Here is a 12,254-nt window from a genome sequence, read left to right on the forward strand (position 1 = left end):
GATAAGTATGTTTTGCTTGGCGACAAAAATTTTAACTTATCTGCCTTTCTTTTATCTGATTATTTTTATGACAAGTAATTGTCAGGACGCCCTAGGGAGAGGGCAACAAGCCAAAGGCTTGTTTGCCGGCATCTGAAAATGTTCAATATTTAATTGCCGAATCAATAGTTGATTTATGGATAGAAACAGCACGCTTTCCACAAGCCGGGTTTTATCCGCATTTATCTTTTCAGACGGCCTGTTTCCCTACCCGCAGCACCTGCGCCAACGTTTGCCAGCCGCGCCCGTTCACGGTAAAATTACGGATTCCAACCGAGGCAAACATCATGACCAAGTTTATCTTCGTAACCGGCGGCGTTGTATCTTCATTAGGTAAAGGTATCGCCGCCGCTTCTATGGCGACCATACTCGAATCAAGAGGCTTGAACGTTACCATGCTCAAGCTCGATCCCTATATCAATGTCGACCCCGGCACCATGAGCCCGTTTCAGCACGGCGAAGTGTTTGTCACCGAAGACGGCGCCGAAACTGACCTCGATCTCGGCCACTACGAGCGCTTTATCAATTCCACCATGCTCAAGCGCAACAACTTCACCTCAGGCCAAGTATACGAAGCCGTGATTGCCAAAGAGCGCCGCGGCGATTATCTGGGCGGCACCGTGCAGGTGATTCCGCACATCACCGATGAAATCAAGCGCAAAGTGCACGAAGGCGCGGCCGGCCATGATGTGGCCATCGTGGAAATCGGCGGCACCGTGGGCGACATCGAATCGCTGCCTTTTCTCGAAGCCATCCGCCAAATGCGCAGCCAGCTCGGCCGCAGCAATACTTTATTTGTGCATTTGAGCTATGTGCCCTATATCGCCGCTGCCGGTGAAATCAAAACCAAGCCCACCCAGCACTCGGTGAAAGAATTGCGCGAAATCGGCATTCAGCCCGATGTGTTGATCTGCCGCATGGATCGCCTGCTGCCCGAAGATGAAAAGCGCAAAATCGCCCTTTTCTGCAACGTGGAAGAGCGCGCCGTAATCGGCTGCTACGATTCCGACAGCATCTATAAAATCCCCCAAATGCTGCATGAGCAAGGCATCGACAACATTATCTGCGAGCAATTGCAGCTCAACATCCAGCAAGCCGACCTCACCGAGTGGAAAAAAATCGTTTATGCGATTGAAAACCCGAAACACACGGTGAAAATCGCCATGGTGGGCAAATATGTCGACCTCACCGAATCGTATAAATCACTCACCGAAGCCTTGAAACACGCCGGCATCCACACCGACACCGACGTGCAGATCACCTATGTCGACAGCGAAGCCATCGAAAAAGAAGGCATCGAAAGCCTGGCAGACAAAGACGCCATTCTGGTGCCCGGCGGCTTCGGCGTGCGCGGTGTGGAAGGCAAAATCGCCGCTGTGAAATATGCGCGCGAAAATAACATTCCCTATCTGGGCATCTGCTTGGGCATGCAAATCGCCCTGATTGAATATGCGCGCGATGTGGCCGGCCTGAAAAATGCCAATTCCACCGAATTCGACCTCAAAACGCCTTATCCCGTGGTCGGCCTGATTGATGAATGGCAAACGGCCGACGGCAGTGTGGAAATCCGCGATGCCGGCGCCGATTTGGGCGGCACCATGCGCCTGGGCGCGCAAGAAGTGGAATTGAAAGCCGGCAGCCTGGCCGCCAAAATCTACGGCAGCAACGAAATCAAAGAGCGCCACCGCCATCGCTACGAAGTGAACAACCATTTCCTGCCCGAGCTGGAGCAGGCAGGCTTGGTGATCGGCGGCGTGTCGGCCGGCCGCGAGCGGTTGGTGGAAACCATCGAGCTGCCGCAGCACCCGTGGTTTTTCGCCTGCCAGTTTCACCCCGAATTCACTTCAACGCCGCGCAAAGGCCATCCGCTGTTTACCGCTTATATCAAAGCTGCGTTGGCGAATAAAAAAGCCTGAGCCAAGGCCGTCTGAAAGCATACAGCCCGTTGCAATGCAGCGGGCTTTTTTATGCCCTATATAGCGGAATACATAAAAAAAGTGATACGGCGGATAGCTTGGGTTGCAAACCCAACAAATCCACAGGCCGTCTGAAACCTTGGATTTATCAACCCAGCCTACGCCATTACAGAAAGCGGTTTTGTGTCATTTTTTCTTGCATTTCACTTTAAGCCATGCATTTCCAACAATCCGCCCACACCGCCGCTTTCAGACGGCCTCTGATTTTTTATACCCGTTTTACAACACCATGGCCGCAACGGATGACAACATTCTTGCCACGGGGTAACATAAGCCTTTCCCCAACATCACCATCCCACCATGACCGCAATCGCCCCACCCAATGTGCTGGCCTCTGTTGATTTAGGCTCCAACAGCTTCCGTTTGCAAGTGTGTGAAAACATCAACGGCCAGCTCAAAATCATCGATTCTTTCAAACAAATGGTGCGCTTTGCCGCCGGCCTTGATGAACACAAAAACCTTGATCAGGCTTCGCAAGAGCGCGCGCTCAACTGCCTGGAAAAATTCGGCGAGCGGCTGCGCAAATTTCCGCCCGAGCAAGTGCGCGTGGTGGCCACCAACACCTTCCGCGTGGCGAAAAACATCAACGAATTCATCCCCAAAGCCGAAGCAGCGCTGGGCTTTCCCATCGAAGTGATCGCCGGGCGCGAAGAAGCGCGCCTGATTTACACCGGCGTGGTACACACGCTGCCGCCCAACGGCGACAAAATGCTGGTAATCGATATCGGCGGCGGTTCCACCGAATTTGTGATCGGCTCCGATTTGCAGCCCACCGACACCGAAAGCCTACCCTTGGGCTGCGTGACCTACAGCATGCGCTTTTTCCAGGGCAAAATAGGCCAAAAAGATTTTCAGGCCGCCACCACCGCCGCGCGCAACGAAATCCAGCGCATCAGCAAATTATTGAAACGCACCGGCTGGGATTTTGCCGTGGGCACCTCCGGCTCGGCCAAATCCATCCGCGATGTGATTGCCGCCGAATATGGTGATGACGAAGAAATCACCTATGCCGGCATGCAGAAAATCGCCGCACGCATTATTGAAGCGGGCGGCACCAAAAAAGCGCGCTTCGAAGGGCTCAAGCCCGACCGCATCGAGGTGTTTGCCGGCGGGCTGGCGGTGATGATGGCCGCATTTGAAGAGCTGGACATCAAAAAAATGATGGTTACCGATGCCGCTTTGCGCGATGGCGTGTTTTACGATTTTATCGGCCGCCAGCTCAATGAAGACATGCGCGACCAAACCACCGCGCAATTTCAGCAACGCTATCATGTCAGCCTCAACCAGGCCCGCCGCGTGGCCGACACCGCCCGCCAATTTATGGAAAGCATCTGCCTGGCGCACAACACACCGGTGCAGGAATTGGCTTATTGGCAGCAATATGTGAATTGGGCGGGGCTTTTGCACGAAATCGGCGTGGATATCGCCCACACCAGCTACCACAAGCATTCAGCCTATATTCTCGAAAATGCCGACATGCCGGGCTTTTCGCGCAAAGAGCAAACCATTTTGTCGCAGCTCGTGCTCGGCCATCGCGGCGATGTGCGCAAAATGAGCGAAATCATCGGCAATAATCAAATGATGTGGTTTGCCGTTTTATCGCTGCGCCTGGCCGCCCTTTTCTGCCGCGCGCGCCTGCCGGTCACGCTGCCGCCCTTCACCCGCCTGCGCCTCGAGCCGGGCAACAAAGGCTTTTCTTTGTGCATCAGCCAAAGCTGGCTCGATGAGCACCCCTTGGTGGCCGGCGCGCTCGAATACGAAAGCGAGCAATGGCAGAAAATCAATATGCCTTTTACCGTGGTGCCGCAATAAAATGATTTTCAAAGAGGCCGTCTGAAAAGGTTTCAGACGGCCTGTGTTTGTTTCCGCCCACATCAGCGATATTTTTCATGAACCAACCTGCCTCCGCCCATCCCGTTATCGAGCCTTTGCATGCCGGTGATTATGCCGCCCCGCGCAGCGACACCAGCAAAGTGCCCAAACAGGCCGTGCACCAAACGGTGTACACCGCCGACCACTATACCGAAGCCGATTATCTGTCCGCAGAAAACGGCATGCTCTATAACGCGGCCGATGGTGCAAACACGCCGCTTTCTCCGGCGCTGCTGCCGCGGCCTGAGGGTGAAAAAATCAACTGGCTGCATTTTGTCGGCATCAACGATGCCGATTTGCTCAAGGCCGCGCTTTCGCCCTATCACATTCACGAATTGGTGCTGGAAGATATTCTGAGCCGCAAACAGCGCCCGAAAATCGAAGATTACGACAGCTATCTTTTTATCGCCGCCCGCGTTTACCAATATGTTGACAACAAATTGCAGGCCGATCAGGTGTATTTGATTGTGGGCAGCAATTTCGTGCTCACTTTTCAGCAGCGGCCTTTGGGGCTTTTCAGCAAAATACGCGCCCACATGCGCCATGAGCGCTATGATGTGCGCAGCCAAGATGCCGCTTTTCTCGCTTATCGGATTGTCGACCGTTTGGTAGACGATTATTTCCTCACCCTCGACCAATACAACAACCGCGTAGAATTTATCGACAAAACGCTGTTTGCCGACAGCGCCGACAATAGCGACCTGCTCGGCCGCATCCACCGCCTCAAACGCGACGGCGTGCGCCTGCGCCGTACATTGCAGCCATTGCGCGATGTGCTCTCACAGCTGGTGCGCGGTGAATTCACCACGTTTCACGGCAAATCGCACGTTTATCTGCGCGACACCTACGACCACACCATGCAGCTGCTCGAATCGCTCGATGCCTCACGCGATATGGTGGTGAGCATGATGGATATTCATTTATCGTTTCAATCCAACCGCCTCAACCAGCAAATGCGCCGGCTCACCGCCATCACCATTCTGTTTATGCCGCTCACCGTCATCACCGGCATTTACGGCATGAATTTCGACTATATGCCCGAATTGCACTGGCATTACGGCTATTTCATGGTGCTCGGCCTGATGGCGCTGATTATCATCAGCCTGTTGTTGGCGTTTAACCGGCGCAAATGGCTTTAAGCGCCGCCATTTATCCATGCTTTCAGACGGCCTCCAAATTGAGGCCGTCTGAAAGCCCACCCGTCCATTTTTATAACAAGCGATTATGAACAATCTCAACAACCCCACACTCACCGATGCGCTGCCGCAACACGAATTGCAGATGTCGGTATTAATGACGCCCGACATGGCCAATTTCAGCGGCAATGTGCACGGCGGCGATTTATTGAAGCTGCTCGACCAAGTGGCCTATGCCTGCGCCAGCCGCTACAGCGGCCATTATGCCGTTACTCTCTCGGTGGACCAGGTGATTTTCAAAGAGCCGATACACGTTGGTGAATTGGTGACTTTTCTGGCCAGCATCAACCATGTCGGCCGCACCTCGATGGAAGTGGGCATACGCGTGGAAGCGCAAAACATCCGCCAACGCAGCGTGCGCCACACCAACAGCTGCTATTTCACCATGGTGGCGATAGACAACGGCAAACCCGCCGCCGTGCCGCCGCTGCCGCTCAACACCGACATGCAGCGCTGCCGCTTTGCCGCCGCAGAGCAGCGCAAAGCCCAACGCCTGCAAGCCGTGCACACACACCGCTGTGAAGCAGACGATAATAGTCAGAACTAGCGCCGGAAAAACGTTCAGTGCGTAGCGTGTGTGGCGCAAGCCACGCACGCGGTTTAAACGGTTTCTGCGTGTATGGCTTGCTACATACCACTTTTCATTCCATTATATATAGCGCCGGAAAAGCCTTCAGACGGCATCCGGCCGCACAGGCCGTCTGAACGCCTGCCGCAAAAATGCTACAATAACCCTCTTTTTTCCCATAAGGCTTGCCCATGTTTACCGGCATCGTACAAGGCATCGGTCGCATCAGCGCCGTGCATGCCCCCGCGCCCGATTTCCGCACCCACATCGTTGAATTGCCCGAAGCCATGGCGCATCAACTGCAAATCGGCGCATCGGTTTCCAACAACGGCTGCTGCCTCACCATCACCCGCATCAACGGGCGCGAAGTGGCTTTCGACCTGATGGCCGAAACGCTGGCCAAAACCAACCTCGGCGCCTTGCAGGCGGGCGACGAAGTCAACCTCGAGCGTGCCGCCCGCTTCGGCGACGAAATCGGCGGCCACCTGATGAGCGGCCACATCATCGCCACCACCACCATCACCCGCATTGATGAAAGCGCACACAACCGCACGCTTTGGTTTGCCCTGCCCGAAGCGCTCAAACCCTATATCCTCACCAAAGGCTTTGTCGGCCTAGATGGTTGCAGCCTCACCATCGGCGAAGTGAGCGCGAATGAATTCAATGTGCACCTGATTCCCGAAACCCTCGAGCGCACCTTGTTTGGCACACGTAAAGCCGGCGACATCATCAATATCGAAATCGACCCGCAAACCCAAGCCGTGGTCGACACCGTGGCGCGCGTGCTCTCGCAGCAGGCTTCCGCATAAAGCATAGCCGAAAGGCCGTCTGAAAAAGCTTTCAGACGGCCTTATAACCAAACCATCTTTGCATACAACCAAGCATTCTTTCCCTTTTTCAGACGGCATCGATAAAGTAGCGTATCTCATTTATTTCAGGATACCGCCATGCCTGCCCACCGCCTGCACCCCATCGCCGCCCTCGGCATCGCCGCCGCCCTAGCCGCCTGCTCGCCGCAAACCGATAAACATGCCGCCGCCTCTGCCGCCACGCCCGCCACAAACGGGCAAACCGTGAAGCTGCTCAATGTATCTTACGATGTGGCACGCGATTTCTATAAAGATTACAACCCCTTGTTTGAAAAAGAATATGCCGCCAAACATCCCGGCAGCAGCATTGAAATCCAGCAATCCCACGGCGGCTCCAGCAAGCAGGCGCTGGCCGTGGCCAACGGCTTGCAGGCCGATGTGGTCACCATGAACCAGCTCTCCGACATCGAATTGCTGGCCGATAAAGGCTTGGTGGCACAAAACTGGGCCGAACGCCTGCCCGATCACGCCGTGCCCTTCACCAGCACCACCGTGTTTCTCGTGCGCAAAGGCAACCCCCAGCAAGTGCGCGACTGGGCAGATCTCACCAAAGAAAACCTGAAAATCGTGATTGCCAACCCGAAAACCACCGGCAACGGCCGCTATGCCTTTCTCGGCGCCTACGGCTACGCGCTCAAAGCCAATAATGGCGATGAAACACGCGCCAACGATTTCACCCGCAAGCTTCTGGCTAACGTGCCCGTGTATGAAAACGGCGGCCGTGCCGCCACCACCACCTTCACCCAGCGCAACATCGGCGATGTGTTGATCACCTTTGAAAACGAAGCCAACTACGTCAGCCGCGTGCTCTCGCCCGACCAATTCGAAATTGTGTATCCCGGCTACACCATCTTGTCGGAAAGCCCCGTTGCCGTGGTGGATAGCGTGGTGGAGAAAAAAGCCACCCGCGAAGCAGCCACCGAATATCTCGAATATTTATGGAGCGAGCCCGCGCAAGAATTAGCCGCCAAGCTTTATCTGCGCCCGCGCAATGCCGAAGTGCTCGCCGCACACGCCGCCGATTTCCCTAAAATCGACACCTTCCGCCCCAACGATATTTTCGGCAGCTGGCCGGAAATCATGAAGAAATACTTCGCCGACGGCGGCCTGGTAGACCAGCTCTCACCCAAAAAATAACCGTGCATCCATAACAAAGGCCGTCTGAAAAGTTTTCAGACGGCCTTTGTTATGGATAATTGAATCAAGCCCGCACCGCATTTTTAGCACCACATCTTTAAAAAAAAAGTATCCCGCCACGGTAGTAGAGGATGGTGTTATCAATCTTGCTTATATCCTGCCATCAGGCCGTCTGAAACCCCAATCGGGTTTCAGACGGCCTTTTCTAAGCATGAAATCATGGAAAACGGCAATTTCAAATCCATAAAATGCTTAATGACTGTTTTATACCAATTCAAAAAAGTAAGCTAACAAGGCGGCGAGCCGCAGACAGTACAACTAGTACGGCAAGGCGAGACAACGAAGTTAGGTTATTTTTTTGGATTGGTATTACTCATCTGCCGTACTTTCCCATGCTTTTTATGTCCCTATTGTTTTTTGCATTTTTCTGAAATTTTATGTTATTTATAAAGATATGTTTTCATTAAAATTTATATTTTTGATGCAGTAGAGGTATAAAATTTTCTACACAGACACATTGAACCGCCTATAACGGTTTATGTATACTGTCATTTTTCTGTAATTTGCCGTAATAAAAATGCAAAGGGATCGGGCGTGAAAAAAATCGGAATATTGCATAATGAGTTGGCGCAAATGGTGGCTTCCATGGGGCACGGCGATCAATTGGTGATTGGTGATGCAGGTTTGCCCGTACCTCAAGGCGTGCCTTGCATTGATTTGGCCGTCACTTTCGGCACGCCGACGCTGCAAACGGTATTGGATACGGTGTTGGCAGAATTATGCGTTGAACGTGTCACGCTCGCGGTGCAAACGGAACATGCCAATGCGGCATTGTGGCAATCGGTTCGGCAATATGCCGATACTGAAAACTGGGCGGTAGATGTTTGCAGCCATGATGAATTCAAGCACCGCACACGAAATGCCTGCGCGGTGGTGCGCACGGGCGACAATATGCCTTACACCAATATCATTTTACATTCCGGAGTGCCCTTTTAATGAATAACGGGCGTGCCTTGGTTGATATGCGCGGTGTCAGTATTTCGTTTGGCCCCGTGAAAGTGTTGAATGGCGTGAATTTTGATATACGTGCCGGTGAGGTGCATGCGCTGATGGGTGAAAATGGCGCGGGCAAATCCACCTTGATGAAAATTCTGACCGGTATTTACCGTGCTGACAACGGCATACTGGAAATCGACGGCCGGCCGGCTGAAGTAAAATCACCGACAGATGCACAAAAACTAGGCATTGCCATCATCCATCAGGAATTGAATCTGCTGCCTGAAATGACGGTGGCCGAGAACTTTTTCCTTGGACGGGAATGGGTAAAAGGCGGTGTGCTGCAAAAAAATGCCATGCAAGATGCCGCCAACAAGCATTTACAGGCCTTGCAGGCGAATTTTACAGCGAATGACTACATCAAAGATTTATCGGTGGGCCAACAGCAATTGGTGGAAATCGCGCGGGCGCTGTCTGCTGATGCAAAAGTCATTATTATGGATGAGCCGACGGCTGCCTTAACCGAACCGGAAATCCAGCGTTTGTTTGTATTGGTGCGGCAACTGGCGACAAAAGGTGTCGGCCTGGTTTATGTGTCGCACCGCATGGAAGAAATTTTTCAGATTTGCCAAAGAATTACCGTATTGCGCGACGGCGTATCGGTGGGCACCGAAAATGTGGCCGATATTCACTTCAATGATGTCGTGCGCATGATGGTCGGCCGCGAGCTGACCGAACGCTTTCCCAAGCGCAAGGTGAAGCCCGGCGAAGTGAAATTGTCGGTAAATGATTTATCGGATGGCCATAAAATCCGGCATGTTTCATTTCAGGTGCGCTCAGGCGAAGTGCTGGCGTTTGCCGGCCTGATTGGTTCGGGGCGCACTGAAATTGCCAATGCATTATTCGGATTGTCGCGCAAAAGCAGTGGCGAAGTGCGTTTAAACGGTGAAGTATTGAACATCCGCTCCCCGAGCGATGCCATTGCCGCGAAAATCGCTTATGTTACCGAAGATCGCAAAGCCAAAGGTTTGATTTTGGATATGAGTGTGCGCCACAACAGCACACTGGTTCATTTGCCTTCTAAACACGGTGTGATTCAGGAATCGGCCGAAAAAAATTATATCCGCAGCGCTGTGGAGAAATTGAAAATCAAAGTGGCGGATACCGAAGACGCGGTGCGGCGTTTGTCAGGCGGCAATCAGCAGAAGGTGGTGCTGGCCAAATGGTTGAAAGAAATGCCTGAAGTGTTGATTTTGGATGAGCCGACGCGCGGTGTAGACGTGGGCGGGAAAGCGGAAATTTACCGCATCATCAATGAATTGGCCGGCGAAGACGTGGCAATTATCATGATTTCGTCTGAGTTGCCGGAAGTGCTGGGGGTATCCGACCGGATAGCGGTGATGTGCGAAGGCACTTTGATGGATATTTTGGATACGGCTGAAGCCACTCAGGAAAACATTATGGCTTTGGCCTCGGGAACGAATGAGAAATGAAAGGGATTTTTATGGGCGCCAGCCTGAAAAAAATGGGGCCGTTGTTTGGCTTGGTATTGTTGTCGATAGGCTTGAGTATTGCTTCCCCCAATTTTCTGACGCCTTCCAATTTGTTTAGCGTGTTGCGCCAAGTGAGTTATAGCGGCCTGATTGCTTTTGGCATGACGTTTATTATTTTGATAGGCGGCATTGATTTGTCGGTCGGCGCGATTTTGGCTTTAGTGGGCATCGTTACCGCCAGCCTGATTCAAGCGGGCATGGATCCGATATTGGCTTCATGTATCGGTCTGCTGCTTGGCGCCGCCTGCGGAGCGATAAACGGCTTGTTGGTGTCTTTCGGCCGTATCGCCCCGTTTATCGCCACGCTGGCCACCATGATTTTATTTCGCGGCATCGCGCAGGAATATTCTCAATCCAAACCGATAAGCATCAATGTGGATGGTTTTTTCAATGAAATCGGCTCGGGTTATTTGTTTGATACGATTCCCGTTCCGGTCGTTTTGATGCTGCTGGTGTATTTTATGTTGTGGTTTGTATTGAAGAAAACCCGCTTCGGCCGCCATGTTTATGCCTTGGGCGGTAGCGAAGATGTTGCCCGCATTTCAGGCTTGAAAGTGCGCAGTTTGAAATTGTGGGTTTACACTTTGTCGGGCTTGATGTCCGGTTTGGCGGCATTGGTCGTGACCAGCCGTTTATCATCAGCCAGCCCGAATGCGGGGGCGATGTATGAATTGGATGCCATTGCGGCTGTGGTATTGGGCGGCACCAGCCTTTCCGGCGGGCGCGGCTGGATTTTCGGCACTCTGGTCGGGGTGGTGTTGCTCGGCATATTGAGTAATGGTTTGAATTTATTGAATGTATCATCCAATTATCAATTGATTATCAAAGGCGTGGTCATTTTGTTTGCAGTGTTGCTTGATCGCAAAAACAGTTAAAATCTCACCCAACCCATTGTTATATTTATAATTCATTGTCACTCAGGAGAACACCATGACACTTATACGCAAAGCATCTGCTTTACTTGTCGGCAGCATGATTTTGGCCGCCTGCGGCCAACAACAGGCGCAAGCACCTGCCAACGCTTCAGGCAGCACCGCCGCCGCAACAGGCGATACCCTTGGCTTGGCGATTTCCACCCAAAACAATCCGTTTTTCGTCAGCCTGAAACAAGGTGCAGAATCGGAGGCGGAAAAATTGGGCTTGAAACTGGTGGTGGTCGATGCCGCCGATGATTCCGGCAAACAAGCGGCCGGTGTCGACGATTTGCTGCAGCAGAAAGTGAAAGTGCTGCTGATTAACCCGACCGACTCGGAAGCCGCAGCGGCTTCCGTAAACCGTGCCGCCAAAGCCGGGATTCCCGTGATTTCGATTGACCGCTCCGTACAAGGTGCGAAAGTGGCAGCGCATGTGGCTTCCGATAATGTTGCCGGCGGCCGTATGGCGGCCGAATTCATTGTCAAGCAGCTGGCCGGAGGCGGTGAAATGGTTGAGTTGGAAGGGATTCCAGGCTCTTCTGCAGCACGGGAACGCGGCCAAGGTTTCCATGAAGTGATGGACGCACAGCAAGCCGTGAAAATCGTAGCAAAACAACCTGCCGATTTCGATCGCACCAAGGGACTTACCGTGATGGAAAACATTCTGCAAAGCCATCCTAATGTCAAAGCCGTATTTGCGCACAACGATGAAATGGCTTTAGGTGCCGTTAGGGCTTTACAGGCGGCCAATAAAAAAGACGTTATCGTTGTTGGGTTTGATGCGACCGATGACGCACAAGCGGCCGTAAAAGCCGGCACAATGGCAGCTACCATTGCCCAAAAACCCGTTAAAATCGGTGAATTGGGGGTAGATACTGCATACAAAATCATCAACGGTGAAAAGGTTGAAGAAAATATTCCTGTTGAGCTGGAGTTGATCACGCAATAATGCGCGAATGATGCCGAAAAAGCTGCCCGATACCCATCCAAAAAAATAACCTGACTTCGTTGGATCGCCATCTTGTCAGCCTACTTTCTTTGAATGGGTATTATACCAATCCAAAAAAATAACCTAACTTCGTTGTCTCGCCTTGCCGTACTAGTTGTACTGTCTGCGGCTCGCCGCCTTGTTAG

Annotated in this window: 10 protein-coding genes; all 10 read left to right on the top strand. The window is 52.6% G+C overall.

All coding sequences use genetic code 11. The features are described 5' to 3' along the window. Nucleotides 1-326 precede the first annotated feature (326 nt). Complete coding sequence (locus EV680_RS08800) at nucleotides 327-1,955, top strand: CTP synthase (RefSeq protein ID WP_132954375.1); 1,629 nt, start codon at nucleotides 327-329, stop codon at nucleotides 1,953-1,955. Nucleotides 1,956-2,315: 360 nt separating this feature from the next. Continuing rightward, nucleotides 2,316-3,827 carry an exopolyphosphatase gene (gene ppx, locus EV680_RS08805; protein ID WP_132954376.1) on the top strand — a complete coding sequence of 504 codons (1,512 nt, stop codon included), beginning with the start codon at nucleotides 2,316-2,318 and terminating at the stop codon, nucleotides 3,825-3,827. Nucleotides 3,828-3,904: 77 nt separating this feature from the next. Beyond that, a complete protein-coding gene (gene corA, locus EV680_RS08810; protein ID WP_132954377.1) occupies nucleotides 3,905-5,026 on the top strand; it encodes a magnesium/cobalt transporter CorA in 1,122 nt (373 codons plus the stop codon). A gap of 85 nt (nucleotides 5,027-5,111) precedes the next feature. Continuing rightward, on the top strand, nucleotides 5,112-5,630 hold the full coding sequence (locus tag EV680_RS08815) for an acyl-CoA thioesterase (RefSeq protein ID WP_132954378.1): 519 nt from the start codon (nucleotides 5,112-5,114) through the stop codon (nucleotides 5,628-5,630). Nucleotides 5,631-5,842: 212 nt separating this feature from the next. Next, nucleotides 5,843-6,460, top strand: a complete 618-nt coding sequence (locus EV680_RS08820; RefSeq protein ID WP_132954379.1) for a riboflavin synthase subunit alpha — start codon at nucleotides 5,843-5,845, stop codon at nucleotides 6,458-6,460. Between the two features lie 138 nt (nucleotides 6,461-6,598). Then, entirely contained in the window at nucleotides 6,599-7,657 is a 1,059-nt protein-coding gene (locus EV680_RS08825) for a sulfate ABC transporter substrate-binding protein (protein WP_132954380.1), read from the top strand. 594 nt (nucleotides 7,658-8,251) lie between these two features. Beyond that, the gene (gene rbsD / locus EV680_RS08830) at nucleotides 8,252-8,653 is read left to right on the top strand and encodes a D-ribose pyranase (protein WP_132954381.1); all 402 of its coding nucleotides are present in this window, start codon (nucleotides 8,252-8,254) and stop codon (nucleotides 8,651-8,653) included. After that, on the top strand, nucleotides 8,653-10,146 hold the full coding sequence (locus tag EV680_RS08835; RefSeq protein ID WP_132954382.1) for a sugar ABC transporter ATP-binding protein: 1,494 nt from the start codon (nucleotides 8,653-8,655) through the stop codon (nucleotides 10,144-10,146). The genes rbsD and EV680_RS08835 overlap by 1 nt, the downstream gene beginning before the upstream one ends. Beyond that, on the top strand, nucleotides 10,143-11,081 hold the full coding sequence (locus EV680_RS08840) for an ABC transporter permease (RefSeq protein WP_132954383.1): 939 nt from the start codon (nucleotides 10,143-10,145) through the stop codon (nucleotides 11,079-11,081). The genes EV680_RS08835 and EV680_RS08840 overlap by 4 nt, the downstream gene beginning before the upstream one ends. A gap of 97 nt (nucleotides 11,082-11,178) precedes the next feature. Then, nucleotides 11,179-12,069 (top strand): ribose ABC transporter substrate-binding protein RbsB, encoded by an 891-nt coding sequence (gene rbsB / locus EV680_RS08845; RefSeq protein WP_243650378.1) that lies wholly within the window; start codon nucleotides 11,179-11,181, stop codon nucleotides 12,067-12,069. Nucleotides 12,070-12,254 lie beyond the last annotated feature (185 nt).

Origin of the sequence: Uruburuella suis, from assembly GCF_004341385.1 — a bacterium.
GTDB lineage: Bacteria > Pseudomonadota > Gammaproteobacteria > Burkholderiales > Neisseriaceae > Neisseria > Neisseria suis.